This window comes from Rhodothalassium salexigens DSM 2132, assembly GCF_004341375.1.
Taxonomy (GTDB): domain Bacteria; phylum Pseudomonadota; class Alphaproteobacteria; order Sphingomonadales; family Rhodothalassiaceae; genus Rhodothalassium; species Rhodothalassium salexigens.
Genome location: NZ_SLXO01000001.1, coordinates 507,825 through 528,380 on the forward strand (window position 1 = coordinate 507,825; position 20,556 = coordinate 528,380).

Sequence of the window (20,556 nt, forward strand, 5' to 3'; positions counted from 1 at the left end):
GCGGCTCCGGGCCACAAAACCACCGTGCCGCGCCCGTCCTGACGGAATTGGGCGCGGCGCGCCGCCACGGCTCGATCACCCCGCCCCCGCCCTGCCCCAACCGTCATGGCAAGCGCCGCGACGCCATCCAGCCGACGCCCAGGCCATGCGCGGCCGGCGCGCGCCCCAGCCCGCCAAGCGCGATAACGGCAACGGTGCGGGGGGCGCGCGCCATGGCTGGCTGCCCTAACTGATCGGTTCCAGGCGCGCGGCCAAGCCGTCGGCCTCGATCGTGCGGTCGAACTCCTCGGCCAGGCGTTCGGTCGCGGCCACCGTGCGCCGCCACAGGTCTTTGCGCGTGGCATTGTCATGGCGCTCGAAATCGTGGCGGTCGGGGATCTTGCCCATGGGCAAGCTGGCCAGGAAGGCGTCGGAGGGACAGACGATCAGCGTGCGGTCGAGCACCCGGGCGTCGGCGCGCCGGCCTTTGAGCGCCTTGTCGAACCAACCGGGCGTCACCTCGGCGGAAAAATGCGGGTAGAACACCATCTCGCCCGCTGCCGCCAGGTCGGGCACCGCGAAGTGATAGTCGACGATGCCGCCGTCGCGATAGCGCCCGCGCGGCGCATAAGGGATCTCGCGCGCGTCGATCAGAAACGGGATCGCCACCGTGGCCATCAAGGCGTCGAGCAGATTGTCGGCGCGCAGGCTCGCCCGCCGGGTCGGCAGGGGCCGCCAGTCGCCGGGCACCCGGCCGCGCGGGTCGCTCAGGATCGTGCGCTCGAAAAACAGCCCCAGGGTACGCCGGTCGACCAGGTTGAGCCCCGCGGTGGCGGCGAGCCCGGCGCCGAAGCCGAGCCGGCCGAGCGTGCGCTTGTCCGACAGGCTCGCCAGGCCGCGACCGCGCGCCGCCACCACATGCAGGCGCATATAGGGATGGGCGAGGATCTCGGTGCCGCCGGTGGGGCCGAGCACCCGCTCGATCAGCGCCTCGGTGTCGGCGGTGACGCGCGCGCTATCGTGGGCCCGGGTCCATTCATAGTCGCCATAGAGCGCCCACAGCCGGTCGAAGGCGGCGACCGGATCGCGGCGGGCATAGTTGGCGAAACGCCAGGCACCGATCGACGAGCCCAGCAGGTGCAAGGGCCGGGTGCGCCCGGCATACCAGCGCTGGAAATGGCGTAGGATCGCCCGGTCCAGATGATAGAGGCCGAGAAACTTGGGCCCGCCCGAAGCGCCCACCATGGCGGTGATCGCTTGTGGGTCGAAACCGTGCTGGCGGATCGCCGCATAAGCCGACGGACCGGCCAGAAAACGAAGGGCCGGCGCGCTCATGGCCGCCGGCCCGGGCCGTGGGAGTGGATCATGCCTTAGCGCTCGATCTTGGAAATCTTGCTGCCTTCGAGATTGGCGTTGAACATCAGCCCGCCGCGGGTCATCACGAAGCCCAGCACCGGCCGGTTCATGGTGGTGTTGTTAACGTCCGAGCCGGCGCCCACTTCAACCAACGCCACGCTGCCGTCGACGCCCACTTCCCAACCGTCGGCATTGCGAAAGCTGGCCAGCGCGTCTTCGGTCATGAACAGCAGAATCTGGGTGCGCCGCTGGCCGCCCAACTGAAAGCCGATCGACGCCGACACGGTGGAGTAATAGTCAACGGTTTCGCCGTCGACGATCAGGGCGCCCTCGCCATACTCGCCGCCGATGCCGATGCCCGCCTTGGTGACGCGCGGAAACACCAGCACGCCGGCGGCGCGGCGGGCCAGGGATTGGCCCTGGTCCACCTTGTCGTAAAAGGTCATCAACGCCTCTTCGACGCGGGCGTCGATCTGTTCGCGGCTTGCCGCGTCCGCCGGCGTCGCTGCGCCGGCCCAGGCCAAAACGGTCAGCATCAGCACCATGGTGACGTATCGCATCGCTCAGATCTCCTCGCATATGCCAGTGGACCGGGGCCCCTCTTTCACGCAACGCAACACGCGCGCCCCGACCGGTTCAAGCGGTTTTTCAACGGCCGCCGGCGGTCCGGCTTGCCGGGCCATGGGCTTGTGGATATGGTCCGCGCCCATGACGTTTTACTCTGACAATACCGCGCCGGCCACGCCCGAAGTGATGGCCGCGCTTAACGCCGCCAATGCCGGCTTTGCCGCACCCTATGGCGACGATACTGCAACACACGGCCTGAATGCGGCCTTTTCAAGACTGTTCGAAACCGATGTGGCGGTGTTCCCGGTGCCGCTGGGCACCGCGGCCAACGGTCTGCTGCTGTCGTGCCTGACCCGGCCCTGGGGGGTGATCCTGGCCAATGGCGCGGCCCATGTGCTGGAGGACGAAAGCACCGCGCCTGAATTGTTCACCGACGGCGCGCGGCTGGTCGGCCTGCCGGGCGACCGTGCCAAGCTCGACGCCGCGACGCTGCGCCAGCGGCTGGTCGACTGGCCGTGGGACTTCATCCACACCGCCAAGCCCCAGGCGCTGGCGCTGACCCAGTCCACCGAACAAGGCACCGTCTATACGCCCGACGAGGTCGCGGCCCTGTGCGACGCCGCCAAGGCGCACGGGCTCAAGACGATGATGGACGGCGCCCGGTTCGCCAACGCGGTCGCCCATCTGGGCTGCGCGCCGGCCGACGTCACCTGGCGCGCCGGCATCGACGCCATGGTGTTCGGGGTCACCAAGAACGGCGGCATGGCCGCCGAGGCGGCGGTGCTGTTCGACCGCTCGCTGGCCGAGGAATTCGCCCTGCGCCAGAAGCGCGCCGGCCAGTTGATCTCCAAGATGCGCTATCTGTCGGTGCAGATCGCCGCCAGCATCGCCGACGATATGTGGCTCAAGCGCGCCGCCCATGCCAACGCCATGGCGACGCGGCTGGCCGCCGGTCTGCAGGCGGTGCCGAGCGTCAAGCTGTGCCACCAGCCCCAGGCCAATGCGGTGTTCGTGCGCATGGCGCCGGCGCTGGCCGATGCGCTGTCGGCCGCCGGTTGGGGCTTCAACCCGTGGCGCTCGCTGGGCCAGGACAGCTATCGCCTGGTCACCGCCTGGAATACGCCGGCCGAAACCGTCGACGGCTTCCTGGCCGCGGTACGGGAGCAGGCCGCGGCCTGAATTCCCGGCGCCGAGGGCGGAAGCGAAAAAGCCACGCAAGGTCAACAGCCCGACGACTTGATAACGACAGGGGGGCACCTCACCTCAATAGGACTGCCATGTTGCGGTGCAATGATCGGCGCGCGGATGGATCACCCCATGTCGGCCGATCCGCTTGACCCACACCGCCGGCAGTCCAACGGAGCGTGCCCCCGATGACCCAGATGACCGACCTTGCCGGCAAGACCGGCCTGATCCTTGGCATCGCCAATGCGGAGTCCATCGCCTATGGCTGCGCCAAGGCGTTTCGGGCCGCCGGCGCCGACTTGGCCGTTACCTATCTCAACGCCAAGGCCGAGCCCCATGTGCGGCCCCTGGCCGAAGCCCTCGACAGCCCGCTGATCCTGCCCTGCGACGTCACCGACGACGCCCAGCTTCAAGCGGTGTTCGACGGCATCCGCGCGCGCTGGGGGCGGCTCGACTTCGTGCTCCATTCCATCGCCTTCGCGCCCAGGCAAGACCTACACGGCCGCCTCGCCGATACCAGCCGGCCGGGTTTTCTCAAGGCCATGGACATCTCGTGCCATTCGTTCATCCGCTGCGCCCGGCTGGCCGAGCCGTTGATGGATCGCGGCGGCGCGCTGATGACCGTGACCTTCTACGGCTCGGCCCGGGTGGTCGACGGCTATAGCGTCATGGGGCCGGTCAAGGCCGCCCTCGAAGCCAGCGTGCGCTACCTGGCCGACGACCTTGCCCCCCGACGCATCCGGGTGCACGCCATTTCGCCGGGTCCGATCCGCACCCGCGCCGCTTCCGGCATTCGCGCGTTCGACCGCCTGATCGAAGAATCGGTCGCCGACACCCCCGATCACCGCCTGGTCACCATCGACGAAGTGGGCGACGTGGCGGCGTTCCTAGCCAGCCCGGCCGCCCGCGCCATGACCGGCACCACCGAATATGTGGACGCGGGCCTGCACCTGACCGACTGACCCGACGCTTTTTCCGACAGCGAATGAGAGAGACGCACCCCATGAAGATGATCGAGAACAAGACCTATGACGAGTTGGCGGTGGGCGACGCCGCCAGCCTGACCCGCACGCTGTCGGAAAAGGACATCCGCCTGTTTGCCGCGCTGACCGGCGACATGAACCCGGTGCATGTGGACAAGGCCTATGCCCGCGACAGCCAGTTCCACAAGATCATCGCCCACGGCATGTGGGGCGGCTCGTTGATCTCGGCCGTGCTGGGCACCGAACTGCCCGGCCCCGGCACCATCTATCTGGGCCAGGATCTGCGCTTCAAGGCGCCCATTGGCGCCGGCGACACGGTCACCACGACGGTACGCGTGGCCGAGAAGAAGGATCGCAACCGGCTGACGCTGGATTGCACCTGCACCGGCGCCGACGGCACCGTGCTGATCGAGGGCCAGGCCCATGTGATCGCGCCGACCACCAAGGTGCGCCGGGAACGCGCGCGCCGGGCAAGCGTCGAACTGCACGGCGGCGGCGCCCGGCTCGACGCGATCATCGACCAGGCCGCAGAGGTCGCCGGGCGGCTCGGACCGGTCAAACTGGGCGTGGTCCACCCGGTGGACGGGCCGTCGCTGAGCGGCGCGCTCGACGCTGCGGCCAAGGGATTGGTCGAGCCGGTGCTGATCGGCCCGGCGGCCAAGATCCGCGAGGCGGCGCGCGCGCTCGACCGGTCGCTCGACGGCTGCGCGCTGGTCGACACCGAACACAGCCACGCCGCCGCCGACCGCGCCGTCGCCATGGCCCGGGCGGGCGAGGTCGCAGCGCTGATGAAGGGCAAGCTGCACACCGACGAGTTGCTGGGCGCGGTGGTCCGGCGCGACGGCGGCCTGCGCACCGAACGGCGCATCTCGCACGTGTTCGTCATGGACGTGCCGAGCTACGAACGCCCGCTGCTGGTCAGCGACGCGGCGATCAACATCCGCCCCGACCTCGACGCCTTGAAGGACATCGTCGCCAACACCATCGACGTGGCCCACGCGCTCGGCACCGAGCGGCCCAAGGTGGCGCTGTTGTCGGCGGTGGAGACGGTCGACGCCAAGCTCGACAGCACCCTCTACGCCTCGGCCCTGTGCAAGATGGCCGACCGCGGCCAGATCACCGGCGCCGAGTTGGACGGCCCGCTGGCGTTCGACAACGCGGTCTCGGAACAGGCCGCCGCCATCAAGGGCATCCGCTCAGGCGTCGCCGGCCACGCCGACGCGCTGATCGTGCCCGACCTGATCTCGGGCAACATTCTGGCCAAGCAGTTGGACTATCTGTCGGGCGCGGTCGGCGCCGGCATCGTCATGGGCGCCCGGGTGCCGATCGCGCTGACCAGCCGCGCCGACGAGGCGCTGGAGCGGGTCGGTTCGGCGGCCCTTGCGGTGCTGCTGCACGCCCAGGCCCTGGGCCGCGGAGCCGCGACGGTTGCCACGCCCCAAGGAGACCTGCGGTGAGCCAGTCGATCCTGACCGTCAATGTGGGCTCGTCGAGCATCAAGACCGCCCTGTTCCATAGCGACGACGGCAACGCCTTGCGCCGGATCGGCGGGGCGAGCGTCACCGGCCTGCCCGACCGACCGCAGCTGACGGTGAAAGACGCCGCCGGCACGGTCACCACCGACCGGGCGCTGGCGCCGCCGGCAGCCGGTCGCGACGCGCAGGACGCCGCCCTCGATCCGCTGATGGACTGGCTCGACCGGGTCACCGCCGACGCGCCGCTGGCCGCCATCGGCCACCGGGTGGTCCATGGCGGCCCCGACTTCGCCGAGCCGGTGCGGGTCGACGACCAGGTGCTCGACCGGCTGGCCGCGTTCGTGCCGCTCGCGCCCTTGCACCAGCCGCACAATCTGGCCGCCATCCGCGCCTTTCGCGCCCGGGTCGCCGACGTGCCCCATATCGCCTGCTTCGACACCGCGTTCCACCAGGGCAAGCCGTGGCGGGCCAAGACCTTCCCGCTGCCGCCGGCCTATTTCGCCCGCAACATCCGCCGCTATGGCTTTCACGGCCTGTCCTACGACTATATCGCCCGCACCCTGCCCGAGGTCGCCGGCCACCTGCCCCGGCGCACGGTGGCTGCGCACCTGGGCAACGGCGCCAGCCTGTGCGCCCTGCTCGACGGCCGCTCGGTGGCCACGTCCATGGGGCTGACGGCGCTCGACGGCCTGCCCATGGGCACCCGCACCGGCGCCCTCGATCCCGGCCTGGTGCTCTATCTGATCCAGGAAGAGGGCATGAGCCCGGACGCGGTCGCCGACCTGCTCTACCACCATGGCGGGCTCAAGGGCATGTCGGGCTTGAGCAACGACATGACCGTGCTGCGCGCCAGCGACGACCCCCAGGTGGTGCGCACGCTCGACTATTACGCCTATCGCGTGGCCCAGGGCATCGCCGCGCTGGCGGTCGACCTCGGCGGCCTCGACGCGGTGGTGTTCACCGCCGGCATCGGCCAGAACGACCCCGGCGTCCGCGCGGGCGTCGCCCGTCACCTGGCCTGGATGGGCGCCGAGTTGGACGACGCCGCCAATGCCGCCGGCGGCCCCTGCCTGCACAGCCCGGACAGCCGGGTCGGCCTGTGGGCGATCGCCACCGACGAGGCGGGCATGATCGCGCGCCACACGCTGGCGCAGGCGCGACGCTAGAGCCTACCGGGTTGGTGGTTGTTTCGGCCGCGTAAAGCGCTCACATTCCTGTCGTCGGGCCGCCGTGCAAGGGGGCCCGACGCTCGCAATCAGGGAGGGCTGGCGATGTTCAAGAACGCCATATCGCTGTTCAAGATTTTCGGTTTCGATATCCGCGTCGACCCCAGCTGGCTCTTACTGGCCTTCCTGATCACCTGGTCCTTGTCGACCGGCTATTTCCCGCTGCAATACCCCGACCTGACCGCGGCCACCTATTGGAGCCTGGGGCTGCTTGGCATGCTCGGCCTGATGGTGTCGCTGATCCTGCACGAGATGTCGCACTCGGTGGTGGCACGACGCTATGGCCTGCCGGTGGGGCGCATCACCTTGTTCATCTTCGGCGGCGTCGCCGAGCTTCAAAACGAGCCCGAAAGCGCCAAAAGCGAATTCTGGGTCGCCATCGCCGGGCCGATCGCCAGCTTGGTGCTGGCCGGACTGTTCTGGGGCCTCGCCGCCCCGGTCGAAGCCTTGGCCGGCGCGCCGGCGGGGGCCTTGTTCGCCTATCTGGGGCTGGTCAACCTGATCCTGGCGATCTTCAACCTGATTCCGGCGTTTCCGCTCGACGGCGGGCGGGTGCTGCGCGCCGCCCTCTGGCACTGGCGCGGCAGCCTGCTGGCGGCGACCCGCACCGCCACCGATGTGGGCAAGGGCTTCGGTCTGGTGCTGATCACCTTTGGCGTCTTATTCATCCTGACCGGTAATCTGATCGGCGGAGCCTGGTGGATCGTCATCGGCCTGTTCGTGCGGGCCGCCGCCGACGGCTCCTACCAGCACATGATGACCAGCCGCATCCTGGCCGGCGAACCGGTGTCGCGCTTCATGACCCGCGATCCGATCTGCGTCAGCCCCGAGACCAGCCTGGCCGACTTCGTCGACAACACGCTCTATCGCTATCACCACGATATGTTCCCGGTGCTGCACGGCCGGCAGGTGCTGGGCGCCATCGGCCCGCGTCAGGTGCGCACGATCGCCCGCGAGGACTGGTCCGGAACCGCCGTGGGCGACGCCATGACGCCGCTCAGCGACGATATCGTCCTCGACCCCGACACCGACACCGCCGAGGCGCTGACCCGGATGCAGCGCAGCGGCCGGTCGCGCTTTCTGGTCGTCCGGCGTGGCCGGCTGGTGGGCTTGGTGACGCTCAAGGACATCGTCGCCCTGTTGCAGCTCAAGATGGACCTGGGCGACCAGGGCGAGCGCTGACCGCCACGGCGCGCCCGGCCGCGCCCGGCGGCTGACGATCAGCCCCGCGCCCCGGCCACAGCGGCGTGGCTGTCGGGGCTCGCCGGGCGGATCAAGCTGAGCGGCTGGACGATCAGGCCGCCGTCATGGTGGCTCAGATGCGCCTTGACGCCATAGACCCGGGCCAGCACCTCGGGCGTCAACACCGCCTCGGGCGCCCCGTCGGCGACGATGCGGCCCCGGTCGAGCAGCACCAGACGGGTGCACCAACGCGCCGCCAGCCCCAGATCGTGCAGCGAGGCGACGACACCGCGACCGTCGGCGGCCAGCGACGCCAGCATGCTCATCAACGAGATCTGGTGCGCCGGATCGAGCCCCGCCGTGGGTTCGTCGGCGAGCATCAAGGGCGTGTCCTGGGCCAGCGCCCGGGCGATCAGCACCCGCGCCCGCTCGCCGCCTGACAGGTCGGTTGCCGGACGGTGGCGCAGCGCCGCGATGTCCATGTGGGCGATGGCGCTCTCGATCATGGCCCGGTCGTGGGCCGAGAGCGCGCGCCCTGCCTTGCGGTAGACGTCGCGGCCCAGGGCCACGATCCGTTCCACGGTCACCGGCCAGCCGATTTCACGCTCCTGCGCCACATAGCTGATCCGCCGCGCGCGCTCGCCCGGGCGCAGGCTGGCCACCGGGTCGCCGCCCAGCAGGCACCGGCCGCGCGCCGGGATCAGCCCCATCATGGCGCGGATCAGCGTCGACTTGCCGGCGCCATTGGGGCCGATCAACCCGACCAATTCGCCGGCGCCAACGGTCAGATCCAGGCCGCTCAACACCTGTGTGCGCCCCAGCGACACGGACAGGTCTTCAAGGGTCAGGCAGGTCATACCAGGTTCCGCCGCGTACGATAGATCAGCCACAGGAAGAACGGCGCGCCCACCAGCGAGGTCAATACGCCGAGCTTGAGATCCTTGTCGGGTGCTACCAAGCGCACCGCCACATCGGCGGCGAGCAGCATCGCCGCCCCGCCGAGCGCCGAGGCGAGCAACAGCCGCGACGGCCGGGCGCCGACCAGCGGGCGCAGAATGTGCGGCACCACCAGGCCGACGAAGCCGATGGCGCCGGCGACCGCGGTCGCCGCGCCGACCGACGCAGCGGTGCCGACCACCGCCAGATTGCGCACCCGCAGCACGTTGACGCCCATGGACGCGGCGGTGTCGTCGCCCACCGACAGCGCATCGAGCGCCCGACCGAGCGAGCCCAGCATGATCCAGCCGGCGACCATGAAGGGGGCGGCCAGTTGCACATGAACCATCGACCGGTCGGCCAACGAGCCCAGCATCCAGAAGACGATTTCCAGCGCCGCGAACGGGTTCGGCGACAGATTGAGCGCCAGCGAGGTAAGCGCGCTGGCGAACGCCGAGACCGCGATGCCGGCCAAAATCAATGTGATCGAGCCACCACGCCCGGCCATCGCCTGCACCGCCATCACCGCCACCAACGCGCCGCCGAGCGCCATCAACGGCAAGGCGAGCGCGAACTGCGCCGACAGGCCGGTATAGATCGCCAGCACCGCGCCCAAGGACGCGCTGCCCGACACCCCGATCAACCCGGGCTCGGCCAGCGGATTGCGCAAATAGCCCTGCAACACCGCGCCTGACAGGCCCAAGGTGGCGCCGATCATGGCACCGAGAATGGCACGCGGCAGGCGGATCTCCTGCATCACCAGCACCGCCGCGTCGCCGCGCCCGGTGAACAGTGCCTCCAGGCTTTCGCCGAGCCCCAAGGCCGCCGGCCCGACCAGCAGCGACACGCCGAACAGCACCACCACCGCCAGCACAAGGGCGGCAATCAACCACCAAAAGCGGTCGCGCGGCACCGCCGCACGCCCGGTCGTATCGGGGTCGCCAGCGGCGACGTCCGCAGCGCCGGTCTTGACCGCGCCAGTGGCCGCCTCGGACCGGCGGCCGGCAATCGCGTCGGAGCGCCCGCTCATGCGCCCGGCTCCTGATCCGTCGCGGCCAGCGTCTGGTGGGTCTGGGACAACAGTTCGACCGCGCGCACGGTCGCCGGGGTGCCGCAGATCCAGTAATAATCACCCACCTGGGTGCGATCCACATGGGCGAAGGCGTCCAGCGCTGGGTGGCGGAAATCCTCCTGCGCCAGCGCCGGGCTGGTGAACCGATTGCCCGAAATGATTGCATCGGGTTCGGCCATAACCATGAGTTCCAGCGGCAACCGGGCCAACCCGCTATAACCCAATTCGTCGGCCACATTGCGCATGCCCGCCGCCTCCAAGACCTCCTGGACCAAGGTATGCCGTCCGGAGGTGTAGTTGTTTGAGCCGTGGACGATGGCGCGCACCGGGCGCTGGCCCTGGCGTGCGTCGCGCACCGCATCAAGCCGGGCGTCGAAATCGGCAATCAGTTGGTTGGCCTGCCGCTCGCGCCCCAATAGCGCCCCCATGCGGCGCACATTGGCGCGGATATCGTCGAATGACGAGGCGGGCGAGAACTGTTCGACCCGGAACCCGAGCCGGCGCAGCATGGCGACCGCCTGGCGCTTGGAATAGCTGCCTGCCACCACCAGGTCGGGGTCGAGCAGGAACACCTCCTCGGCCTGGCCCTGATTGACCGGATACTGGCGCGCTTCCTCATGCATCACCGACGACCGCGGATCGCTCGCCAGATAGCTGACCGAAACCAGTTGGTCCGGCCCGGCCATCATCATCGCCAGTTGATCGGTGCACAGGTTCAGCGACACAACGCGCGTCGGCGGCGTATCGGCTTCGGCGGCACCCGACCGGGTGTCACCGGCCTGGGCGATGCCAGCCCAGCCGAGCGCCAGGCAAGCCGCCAGCGCACCGGCGAGGCGGCGCCGCGTGGGGGGGCGGGGGCGCAAGAAAGGCACCAAGGGGATTTGGGCCATGGCCGACACTCCGGTTCGGTGGACCGGCGGTGCGGCGTCGATTGCGCTGGTCAAAGCCCATCTCGCCGACCGGCCCGTCCACGGGCTTCGAGATGTCGCCACGACGGCTGCGCGCTGCCTTCGGTTCACCCGCCCGACGGCAAGGGCGACGCGATGGCAGGTCTCCTGGCTTGCGGGTCACGGCGATCCGCCCGGCCTTCCCAGGGTTCGGACCCCAGTGGCCGCTCAAACGAGCGCGGACGATCGCTACCGCTTACAGTTGCGGGGACAGCGTCGGACTTGACCCGGGACACCCCAAAGCCGCACCGACTTCCCTTTTCAGGCCCGCTTATCGGGCCGCCATCGACATCCTGCTTAGTCGTCAACCTCAGGTGCGTCAAGATCGCCCGTGAGCGCGGTCGGTCACCGTTCGGGGCTTGCCAAACCGTTCCGGGTCGGTTTGGCTGCCGATCCGGGAGCCGGGTCATCCGGCCCGACCCCAACCGCATGCTTTCGCCGAGACATTGCCCGATGCCGGACTCCGCTCCGCCCACCGCTTTCGACCCGGCGCCGCCCTCCTTGCCGCCGATCCGCCATGGCGGCGACGATGCGGCCGCCGCAGCCTGGCCCGACGCACCGCGACCGTTGCTCGACCTGTCGACCGGTCTGAATCCCCGGCCCTATCCGGTGGGGACCGTCGCGCCCGACTTGTGGGCCCGCCTGCCCCAAGCCGCCAACCAGGTCGAGCTGCTGGCAGCAGCGCGCCGCTATTTGGGGCTGGCCCGACACGCGCGCCTGGCCACGGCGCCGGGGTCGCAAATGCTGATCGGCCAATTGCCACACCTGGTGCCGCCGGGCCCAATGGCGATCCTGGGCCCCACCTATGGCGAACATGCCCCGGCCTGGGCGCGCGCCGGGCACCGGGTCGAGACGGTCACCGGCCTCGACGCCGCGCGCGCCACCGGTGCCACCACCCTTTTGATCACCAATCCGAACAATCCCTGCGGTCGGGTGTTTTCACCCCACGCCCTGCGAGCGCTGCTCAATGCCGCCAATGGGCCCCGGCTGCTGGTGGTCGACGAAGCGTTCGCCGACCTGGACCCGACCAACAGCCTGGCGCCCTATTGCGACCATCCCGGCATCATCGTGTTGCGCTCGTTCGGCAAGTTCTTCGGGCTCGGCGGCCTGCGCCTGGGGCTGATGGCGGCCGCGCCGGTGTGGGTCGAGGCGATGAGCCAACGGCTTGGTCCCTGGTCGGTCTCGGGCCCCGCCCTCGCCATCGCTGCGCGCGCCTATGCCGACACCGCGTGGATCACCGCCACGCGTGCGCGCCTGCACCAGGATGCCCGGCGGCTCGACACTCTGTTGACCCGTGCGGGCTTCCGGGTCGTCGGCGGCACCGTGCTCTATCGCCTGGTCGAGCATGACGACGCCGCCGCCTGGGTCGACGGGCTCGGCCGACGCGGCATCCTGGTGCGGCGCTTCGACTATCAGCCGCGCTGGTTGCGCTTCGGCCTGCCGGGCGACGAAGCCCAATGGCACCGCCTATCCACCGCGTTGAAAGCGGCAGAGCCCCATAGGCGATCTGTCTGACCGGCTGATCGGCGATGGCCACAAGCGCCGCGACTGGCCGCACTACGGGCCGAACACCGCCGCCCAAGCCGCGCTGCCCAGGCCGCTGCCCCGGTCAGCGAGGCGGCCGCCCTGTGCGATCCCCCGGGGCCGGGGCATCAAGGCCAAGCGCGGCATCGACTTTTAAGCAACACCCTCGCGAAACTTGGCCAGCGACTGTCAACAAGGCTTGTCGCGGGCTGTCAACTGCGGTTAACACCCGGACCCAGATGGTGCCTCTTCGGAGGGTAAAAGGGAAGCCGGTGCGGTCTTGGAACGCGAGTTCGGGGCCCATTCCGGCGCTGTGCCCGCAACTGTGAGCGGCGAGCGGTCATTCCACAGTCCACTGAGGCCTCGGGGCCTTGGGAAGGCCGGGATGATGCGGCGACGACCCGCGAGCCAGAAAACCTGCCATCGCGTCGCCCTGTTCGCCGACCGGGACCAGTCGGGGGACGCGGACACCGTTCGTGGCGACATCGGAACCGTTTAACGGACCTGTCGCCGCGACGGGCTTAAGGTGCAATGCGCGCGCTTGCCCGCCCCGATCTGATCAGCAGACCCCGCGGTCGGCGTGACCTGCGGGGGCGGCGGCCGGTCCTTCGTCAGATAAGGACTGCGCCATGAAGACAGTTTCTCTGCTTGCGTCCACCTCCCTGCTGGGGCTCGCCGCGTCGGCCGGCGCCGTGGCCGCCGATGCCATGCCCGCGGGTGCGGACGACCCGGTCGAAGAAATCCTCGTCACCGGCACCCGCTTCGAATTGTCGCTCGACCAGATCGGCCGCGCCGTCTCGGTGCTGACCGAAGAACAGATCGAGTTGCGCCAGCAACGCTTCGTGTCCGACGCGCTGCGCGTGCTGCCGGGCGTCCAGATCACCCAGACCGGTGCGGTCGGCAGCACCACCAGCGTGTCGCTGCGCGGCCTGCCCAGCAACCAGACCCTGGTGGTCCAGGACGGCATCGTGCTGAACAACCCGGCCCAGTTCGGCACCAGCTTCAACTTCGCCAATTTCGACACCAACGATGTGGAGCGCCTGGAAGTGATCCGCGGCGCGCAATCGACCCTGTGGGGTTCGGACGCCATCGGCGGGGTGATCAACATCGTCACCAAAAGCGGCGCCGACGGGGTTGCCGGCAGCGGCTTCTTCGAGGGCGGCTCGTTCGGCACCTTCCGCGGCGGCGCCAATGTGCGCGGCGGCAACGACATCGTCTCGGGCCGGGTGTCGCTGAGCGGCGTGCGCGTGCGCGGGTTTTCCAGCGCCGACGAAGCCAATGGCAACACCGAAGACGACGGCTACGAGAACTATACCGTCTCGGCCAAGGGTCTCTACAAGCCGCTCGACAATCTGAGCTTCCAGACCGTGCTGCGCTACCAGGACAGCCAGAACGAGTATGACGGCGTTGTCAACGGCGTGGTCACCGACGCCGACGAAGTGGCCAACACCGAGGAACTGACCGTCGGGGCCTTCGCCACCTACACCATGTTCGACAACCGGTTGAGCCACCGCGCCTCGGTCACCTATGTGCAGACCGACCGGCTGTTCTTCTCCGACGCCGGCATCAGCTTCGACAATTCGGGCAGCCGCCTGTCCTATGAATATCAGGGCAAGGGCCGGCCGATCGACCAGGTCGAAGTGATCTACGGCATGGAGTATGAGGAACAGGAAAGCCAGACCAAGGTGGGCTTCGGCGGCGACCAGGCGATCGACACCTGGAGCGGCTATGGCCTGGTCCATCTGCGGCCCCTGGAGGGCGTGTCGCTGACCGCCGGGGTGCGCCACGACGATGCCGACGCATTCGGCGCCGAGACCACGTTCAGCGGCTCGGGCCGGATCGAGATCCCTTATATCGGCGGCGCGTTGCGCGGCAGCTATTCCGAAGGCTTCCGGGGCCCGTCGGTGGGCGAACTGGGCTTCAACCCCGACCTGCGCGCGGAATATTCCAACAGTTGGGACATCGGGCTTGAACGCGCCTTCCTGGACCAGCGTGTGCGCCTGGGCGTGACCTATTTCGACCAGGAAATCGACGACCTGATCTCGTTCGACCTCAACGCCTTCACCTATCGCAACGTGCAGCGGTTCGAGACCAGCGGCGTCGAGGTGTCGGGCGACTTCCGGTTCACGTCGAAGCTGTCCATGAACGCTGCCTACACCTATCTCGACGCGTTCAACGCCACCACCACCATCGCCGCCAACAACCAGCCCGACCACCGGTTCAACGCCGAGATCGCCTATCGCCCGATCGACAAGTTGACCCTGTCCACCGGCATCTGGTTCAACGGCCGGGAAAACGAAGACGGCACCCAGCCGCTCGACAGCTTCACCGTGGTGTCGCTGCGCGCCGAATACGCCCTGACCGACTATATGGACGTGACGGTGCGGATCGAGAACCTGACCGACGCCGACTATCAGGACAATTTCGGCTATGGGACGGCGCCGATCTCGGCCTATGGGGGCTTGCGCGTCCGGTTCTGACCGGCGCAGCCTCCGCGTTCATCAACCCCAGCCGCCGGGGCCGCGCGCCCCGGCGGTTTTCGCACTACCCGGAGACCGCCCATGACCAGCGTTGCGCCCACGCCGGCCTTGATGATCCAGGGCACCGGCTCGGATGTGGGCAAGTCGTTCCTGGTCGCCGGCCTCGCCCGGGCGCTCGCCAATCGCGGCCTCAAGGTGGCGCCGTTCAAGCCCCAGAACATGTCCAACAATGCCGCCGTGGTCGCCACCGGCGAGGCGGGCGACGGCCCGGACGGCGAGGGCGAAATCGGCCGCGCGCAATGGGTCCAGGCGCTGGCCGCGCGGGTCGCGCCCACGGTGCACATGAACCCGGTGCTGCTCAAACCGCAAAGCGACCGCACCGCCCAGGTGATCGTCCAGGGCCGCCGCCACGACATCCTCGACGCCCTGCCCTATCAGCAGCGCAAGGGCGCCCTGCTCGCCCATGTGCTGGACAGTTTCGAGCGGCTCAAGGCCAGCGCCGACATCGTTCTGGTGGAAGGGGCCGGCAGCCCGGCCGAGGTCAATCTGCGCGCCGGCGACATCGCCAATATGGGCTTCGCGCGCGCCGCCGGCGTGCCGGTGATCCTGGCCGGCGACATCGACCGCGGCGGCGTCATCGCCGCCCTGGTCGGCACCCACGCGGTGGTCGACCCGGCCGACGCGGCGATGATCCGCGGCTTTCTGATCAACCGGTTTCGCGGCGACGTGACCCTGTTCGACGACGGCCTGACGTTCATCGAACGGCGCACCGGCTGGCCCGGCTTCGGCGTCCTGCCGCACCTGGACGCGGCGCGCCGGCTGCCGGCCGAAGACGCGGTGGTGCTGGAACGCCCGCAAGGCGGTGCTGGCGGCCGGCGGCTGACCGTGGCCGCGCCCATGCTGTCGCGGATCGCCAATTTCGACGATCTCGACCCTTTGAAGGCCGACCCCGGCGTCGACGTGGTGTTCGTGCCGCCGGGCGAGGCGATCCCGCCCGCCGACCTGATCGTGCTTTTGGGCACCAAGGCGACCGTCGCCGACCTGGACTTCCTGCGCGCCCAGGGCTGGGACGTGGACATCGCCGCCCATGTGCGCCAGGGCGGCCGGGTGCTCGGCATCTGCGGCGGCTTCCAGATGCTCGGCCGCCGGGTCGCCGACGCCGAGGGCCATGAAGGCGCGGCGGGCGAGCGCCCCGGCCTCGGCCTTCTGGACATCGACACCGAGATGGCCGGCGACAAGACCGTGCGCACGGCCCGGGGCCACTGGACCCCGCCCGCCGACGCGACCGGCCGGCCGGCCGGCGGCCCGCTGCCGGTCGAAGGCTATGAGATCCATATGGGGCAAACCCGGGGGCCGGGGCTCGACCGGCCGCTCTTGACCCTCGACGGCCGGGCGCACGGCGCGGTGTCCGCCGACGGCCGGGTCATGGGCTGCTATCTGCACGGCCTGTTCACCGCCGACGGCTTCCGCCAACGCTTTCTGGAGACCCTCGGCCTGCCCGCCGGCGCGGCCGCCGGGTCTTATACACAAGCCCTCGACGCCGCCCTCGACAGCATCGCCGAGGCGTTCGAACGGCACCTGGACGTGGATGGGCTGTTGGCGGTGGCGCGCGCCGGCGTGGGCGCGGCCGTTTCGGCCACCGCCACGGCGGATGCCGCCACCGACGCCGCAGACGCCGCAGACGCCCCTGGCGCGCCATGATCGGCACCGTGATGGGCATGATCATGGGCGCCGGCCTGCTGGTGATCGCCCTGGTGCTCGACGCGCTGGTCGGCGACCCGCCGCGGCTGTGGGGCCGGCTGGGTCATCCGGTGGTGTGGATCGGCGCGCTGATCGACCGCGCCGATCGCTGGCTCAACCGCGAACGCTGGCCCGAGCCGGTGCGTCGGGTACTCGGCGCGGTGGCGCTGGCGGCGCTGGTGGCGCTGGCCGGCGGGGTCGGCTGGGGGCTCGAAGTCGCTGCCGCCCGGCTGACCGGCGGCGCGCTGTTGGTGGTGCTGGTGGTCACCGTGTTCCTGGCCTGGCGCAGTCTGGCCGACCATGTGGCCGCGGTGCCCCAAGCGCTCGACGCCCCGGGCGACGAGGCCGGGCGCCTGGCCGCCGGGCGACGGGCGACGGCGATGATCGTCGGGCGCGACACCCGGCCGCTCGACCGCGCCGGGCTGTGCCGCGCGGCGATCGAAAGCCTGGCCGAGAACTATGCCGACGGCGTCATGGGCCCGGCCCTGGCGTTCCTGGTCGGCGGGCTGCCGGGCTTGTTGATCTACAAGACCGTCAACACCGCCGATTCGATGATCGGCCACCGCACGCCGCGCCACCGGGCGTTCGGCTGGGCGGCGGCGCGCACCGACGACCTGTTGAACCTGGTGCCGGCGCGGCTGACCGCGCTGTTGATCGCGCTCGCCGCCGGCACCCGGGGCCTGCGGGCGCTCGCCACCGCCTGGCGCGACGCCGGGCGCCATCTGTCGCCCAATGCCGGCTGGCCCGAAGCCGCCATGGCCGGTGCCTTGGGGCTGGCGCTCGGCGGCCCGCGCCGCTATGGCGCCGAGACCGTGGACGGGGCCTGGTTCGGCGACGGCCGGGCGCAGGCCGAGACCGCCGACGTGCACCGCGCGCTGGCGCTCACCGGCCGCGCCCATCTGATCCTGGGTGCCGCCGCCGGCACCCTGGCGTCGGCACCGTTTCTGCTCTGAGCGCTCAGCCGGCCGGTGCCTTGAGCGTCAGGGGCAGCCCGGCGACCGCCAGGATCACCTCGTCGGCGGCCGCCGCCACGCGTTGGTTGAGCCGCCCGGCCTCGTCGCGGAACGCTCGCGCCAGCGCGTTGAGCGGCACGATGCCCGCGCCCACCTCGTTGGTCACCAGCACCACCGGCACCGGCGCCTCTGCCAGCCAGCGACACAGACCGTCGGCCGCCGCGTCCACATCGGCCTCGGCGTGCAGCAGGTTGCTCAGCCACAGGGTCAGGCAGTCCACCAGACACGCCCGCGCGCCCGCCGCCACCGCAGCGTCGAGCCCGGCCACCAGATCCAGCGAGGCCTCGACCGTCTGCCAGCCGGCGCCGCGCCGTGCCCGGTGGTGGCGGATGCGCTCGGCCATCTCGCCATCCCCCGCCTCGGCCGTCGCCACATAGCCCCAGGGCGCCGGCTGCGCCTCGACCCGCGCCTCGGCGATCCGGCTCTTGCCCGACCGCGCGCCCCCGGTGACCAAAACCACACTCGCCATACTCGCCATACTCGCTCCCGCTCGGTGTCCTCTGTGCACTCGGTCTAAAGCCTCGGCGCACCCCGGTCACGCCCTGAGGCGTCGGTTGCGCACAACGCAACAAGTTTTACAGACCGATGTTATTGCGATCGAGAAGGTTTCCAACCATCATCCCGAGCAAGACCGGAGGCGTCGTGCCACAAACACTCATAAAGGGCAGATTCCATGCGGGTTTTGATACTGACGGCGGTCTTGACCATGGCGATGGCGACCGGCCCGACCCAGCGCAGCGCCCAAGCCGACCAGATGTCCCCCCAAGACCCGACGGTTTTGAGCGCCATGTTCCGCTGGTGGAATGACGCCATCGACCAGGAGGGGGCGTTCACCCGCGACGCCTTCGCCCGCGACTACACCGACGACGCCCGGCTGGTCATCAACAACCGGCTGGTGTTGAACGGTCTGGATCAATGGGTCAGCCACTTCCGACGCATTCAAGACGAGACCGAGTATGTGGAGATCCGTCTGCCGTTCGAAGAAGAGTTCCAGGCCGGCGACAAGGTCTTCACACATCACATCATCTGGTCCGGTTCTCCTGACCGACCCGACAAGATGCAGGTCATGGGCTATGCAGAGCTGAAAAACGAAAAAATCAGCCTGATCAACTTCGTCCGTGTCCCGCTTACCGGAAGCCGGCCCTGACGAGACGGCACAAAAGCCGCCGGCGGCTTCCGCACCCACGCCCGCGCCACACCCATACGCCCGACGCCCCGACCACCACGTCCAACAAGAGACAGAGGCCGAAATCGATCCGTCAAGGAAACACACCACGGAGGGTTCCCATGTCGTTGCGTTTTCATCACCCCTCGGCGGGTCTTTGCGTCTCTTTGTCTGCTCTCTCCTTGTCCGTTCTCGCCTTGGCCGCCCCGGCTGGTGCCCAGACCGAAGACCGGACATCCGCAACCCCCGCCAGCACCACGGAAGACAGCGCCCAAGGCACGGGCGTCGCCCTCGAAGAGATCATCGTCACCGCCCAACGCCGCGAGCAAAGCCACCGCAACGACCGGCAGGCAGACTGACCGCACGGCGTCGCCACGCGCCCCCCGCCAGCGCCCCAGCCGGGCGCCGTCTTCCGGCCAAGCCGGTCAGGTTCGCCGCCCCACCGCGCCGGCGGAAAAGACCGCCGCCGCGGCCAGCGGCAGGCCGGCGGTGCCCAGAAACGCCCAGGTGAGCCCGGCCGCGTCGGCAACCGACCCGGCCAGGATCGGGCCGCCGACGCTGCCGGCGGCGACCCCCACCAGGGCGGCCGTGAAACCGAGCGAGCCGCGCCCGGGAAACAGCCGCAGGCTCCAGAAAGACAACAACGCGCTGATCGTCATCACCGCCGCCCCGTGCAGCCCGGCGGCCAGCAAGACGGCCCCCCAAGCGCTCGGACGCCAGGCGATCAATGCCAGCGAGGCGGCAAAGGCGGCGAACAAGAGGCCCAACAGGCGGCGCAGCCCCAGGCGCGCCTCGATCCAGCCGGTGGCCAGACCGACGATGCCGCACACGCCATAGCTCAGGAAGATCACCGCTGCGGCGGCGCGGTCGGGCACGCCGACGAGCCCGCCCCGTGCCACCACATGGTCGGCGGCAAAAGACAAAAACACCGCGTTGCTGGCGCCGAAACACAGGGCTGCGGCGTAGAGCGGCACCACCGCTCGGCGGAGCAGCGCGGGCCGACCGCTGACCGGGATCGGGTCGCCGGCTCCCTCGGCGGCGCGTCCGCGCGGCACGCCGCGCCCGGCAATCACCGCCGCCGCAAGGCCGGCCACCGCAAACCCGGTCCACGCCGCCCGCCAGTCGGTCGCGCCATAGGCGACACCGAGGAACAAGGCGCCGGCCGCCGCCACCCCCACCGTGGTCCCGGTGGAGACCACCGACAGCGCGCCGGGCCGGGCATCGACCGGGACCACACGTTCGGCCGCATCATTGAACGGCACCCAGCAGAACCCCGCGCTGGCCCCGGCCAACGCGACGCCGGCGCCGAGCGCCGCGCCGGTCGCTGCGGTGGCGACGACCAGAAAGCCGAACGCCGCCGACGCGGCGCCGATCATCACCGGCACCCGTTGGCCGGCGCGCGCGTCGAGCCAGGCGGTCACGGGCAGCGCGGCGAAGAAAGCGAGAAAGCCGAGGCTCGCGATCAGGCCCGCCTGGGTGGTGGACAACGCAAACACATCGCGAAACGTGGGCAGGAACAGGCCGAACCCCATCCGCGCCGGCCCGAAGCTGACGGCGGTGGCCACGAACCCGGCGGAGGACAGCCAGACGGTGGGGCTTATCGAGGTCGTCACGGGCGCCGCGGCATGGTCGTCGCTCCGGCCGGTCACGGGCTGGGCGCTTGTTGGCCCTCTATCACGCCCTACCTGACGCCGCGCCGGGCACGCAAGACAACACAGAGCGCGCC

Annotated in this window: 18 protein-coding genes and 2 riboswitches; of the genes, 11 read left to right on the forward strand and 7 right to left on the reverse strand. The window is 70.0% G+C overall.

The genetic code is table 11. From position 1 onward, the window contains the following. Positions 1–225 precede the first annotated feature (225 nt). A complete protein-coding gene (locus EV659_RS02180) occupies positions 226–1,314 on the reverse strand; it encodes a hypothetical protein (protein ID WP_132707030.1) in 1,089 nt (362 codons plus the stop codon). A 35-nt stretch (positions 1,315–1,349) separates the two neighbouring features. Further along, positions 1,350–1,895, reverse strand: a complete 546-nt coding sequence (locus tag EV659_RS02185) for a BPSL1445 family SYLF domain-containing lipoprotein (protein ID WP_132707031.1) — start codon at positions 1,893–1,895, stop codon at positions 1,350–1,352. 148 nt (positions 1,896–2,043) lie between these two features. Here EV659_RS02185 and EV659_RS02190 point away from each other — a divergent pair, with 148 nt between their 5' ends. From EV659_RS02190 to EV659_RS02210, 5 genes are all read left to right on the forward strand, one after another. Continuing rightward, the gene (locus EV659_RS02190; protein WP_132707033.1) at positions 2,044–3,081 is read left to right on the forward strand and encodes a threonine aldolase family protein; all 1,038 of its coding nucleotides are present in this window, start codon (positions 2,044–2,046) and stop codon (positions 3,079–3,081) included. A 194-nt stretch (positions 3,082–3,275) separates the two neighbouring features. Then, on the forward strand, positions 3,276–4,049 hold the full coding sequence (gene fabI / locus EV659_RS02195) for an enoyl-ACP reductase FabI (RefSeq protein WP_200287597.1): 774 nt from the start codon (positions 3,276–3,278) through the stop codon (positions 4,047–4,049). Between the two features lie 41 nt (positions 4,050–4,090). After that, positions 4,091–5,527 carry a bifunctional enoyl-CoA hydratase/phosphate acetyltransferase gene (locus EV659_RS02200; RefSeq protein ID WP_132707035.1) on the forward strand — a complete coding sequence of 479 codons (1,437 nt, stop codon included), beginning with the start codon at positions 4,091–4,093 and terminating at the stop codon, positions 5,525–5,527. Further along, entirely contained in the window at positions 5,524–6,711 is a 1,188-nt protein-coding gene (locus EV659_RS02205; protein WP_132707037.1) for an acetate/propionate family kinase, read from the forward strand. Before EV659_RS02200 ends, EV659_RS02205 begins: the two co-directional genes overlap by 4 nt. Positions 6,712–6,816: 105 nt before the next feature. Next, the gene (locus EV659_RS02210; RefSeq protein ID WP_132707039.1) at positions 6,817–7,953 is read left to right on the forward strand and encodes a site-2 protease family protein; all 1,137 of its coding nucleotides are present in this window, start codon (positions 6,817–6,819) and stop codon (positions 7,951–7,953) included. Positions 7,954–7,991: 38 nt separating this feature from the next. On the opposite strand, the gene EV659_RS02215 is transcribed toward EV659_RS02210, so the two are convergent. From EV659_RS02215 to EV659_RS02225, 3 genes are read right to left on the reverse strand one after another with little or no spacing between them, the layout of a single operon-like run. After that, positions 7,992–8,810: an ABC transporter ATP-binding protein gene (locus tag EV659_RS02215; RefSeq protein WP_132707040.1), complete on the reverse strand. Its 819-nt coding sequence runs from the start codon at positions 8,808–8,810 to the stop codon at positions 7,992–7,994. Further along, positions 8,807–9,919: a FecCD family ABC transporter permease gene (locus EV659_RS02220; protein ID WP_132707042.1), complete on the reverse strand. Its 1,113-nt coding sequence runs from the start codon at positions 9,917–9,919 to the stop codon at positions 8,807–8,809. Before EV659_RS02220 ends, EV659_RS02215 begins: the two co-directional genes overlap by 4 nt. After that, a complete protein-coding gene (locus tag EV659_RS02225; protein ID WP_165878655.1) occupies positions 9,916–10,824 on the reverse strand; it encodes an ABC transporter substrate-binding protein in 909 nt (302 codons plus the stop codon). The genes EV659_RS02220 and EV659_RS02225 overlap by 4 nt, the downstream gene beginning before the upstream one ends. A 165-nt stretch (positions 10,825–10,989) precedes the next feature. Continuing rightward, positions 10,990–11,210, reverse strand: a riboswitch (cobalamin riboswitch). 151 nt (positions 11,211–11,361) lie between these two features. Here EV659_RS02225 and cobD point away from each other — a divergent pair. The 4 genes from cobD (at position 11,362) to cbiB (ending at position 17,605) form a co-directional block, all read left to right on the forward strand. After that, positions 11,362–12,423 (forward strand): threonine-phosphate decarboxylase CobD, encoded by a 1,062-nt coding sequence (gene cobD, locus EV659_RS02230; RefSeq protein WP_132707046.1) that lies wholly within the window; start codon positions 11,362–11,364, stop codon positions 12,421–12,423. 232 nt (positions 12,424–12,655) lie between these two features. Next, positions 12,656–12,870, forward strand: a riboswitch (cobalamin riboswitch). Positions 12,871–13,061: 191 nt separating this feature from the next. Then, entirely contained in the window at positions 13,062–14,912 is a 1,851-nt protein-coding gene (locus EV659_RS02235) for a TonB-dependent receptor plug domain-containing protein (protein ID WP_132707048.1), read from the forward strand. An 81-nt stretch (positions 14,913–14,993) separates the two neighbouring features. Continuing rightward, positions 14,994–16,613 carry a cobyric acid synthase gene (locus tag EV659_RS02240; protein WP_132707049.1) on the forward strand — a complete coding sequence of 540 codons (1,620 nt, stop codon included), beginning with the start codon at positions 14,994–14,996 and terminating at the stop codon, positions 16,611–16,613. Then, positions 16,610–17,605, forward strand: coding sequence for an adenosylcobinamide-phosphate synthase CbiB (gene cbiB / locus EV659_RS02245; RefSeq protein ID WP_200287601.1), 996 nt, complete (start codon positions 16,610–16,612; stop codon positions 17,603–17,605). Before EV659_RS02240 ends, cbiB begins: the two co-directional genes overlap by 4 nt. A 4-nt stretch (positions 17,606–17,609) precedes the next feature. Here the strand turns inward: cbiB and cobU are convergent, their stop codons facing one another. Beyond that, the gene (gene cobU / locus EV659_RS02250) at positions 17,610–18,143 is read right to left on the reverse strand and encodes a bifunctional adenosylcobinamide kinase/adenosylcobinamide-phosphate guanylyltransferase (protein WP_420877588.1); all 534 of its coding nucleotides are present in this window, start codon (positions 18,141–18,143) and stop codon (positions 17,610–17,612) included. 195 nt (positions 18,144–18,338) lie between these two features. On the opposite strand from cobU, the gene EV659_RS02255 reads away from it, so the two are divergent. Continuing rightward, on the forward strand, positions 18,339–18,812 hold the full coding sequence (locus EV659_RS02255) for a hypothetical protein (protein ID WP_132707052.1): 474 nt from the start codon (positions 18,339–18,341) through the stop codon (positions 18,810–18,812). Positions 18,813–18,952: 140 nt separating this feature from the next. Further along, complete coding sequence (locus tag EV659_RS02260; RefSeq protein WP_132707054.1) at positions 18,953–19,189, forward strand: hypothetical protein; 237 nt, start codon at positions 18,953–18,955, stop codon at positions 19,187–19,189. Positions 19,190–19,255: 66 nt separating this feature from the next. Here EV659_RS02260 and EV659_RS02265 read toward each other — a convergent pair whose 3' ends face one another. Further along, the gene (locus EV659_RS02265; RefSeq protein ID WP_132707055.1) at positions 19,256–20,443 is read right to left on the reverse strand and encodes an MFS transporter; all 1,188 of its coding nucleotides are present in this window, start codon (positions 20,441–20,443) and stop codon (positions 19,256–19,258) included. Positions 20,444–20,556: the final 113 nt, after the last annotated feature.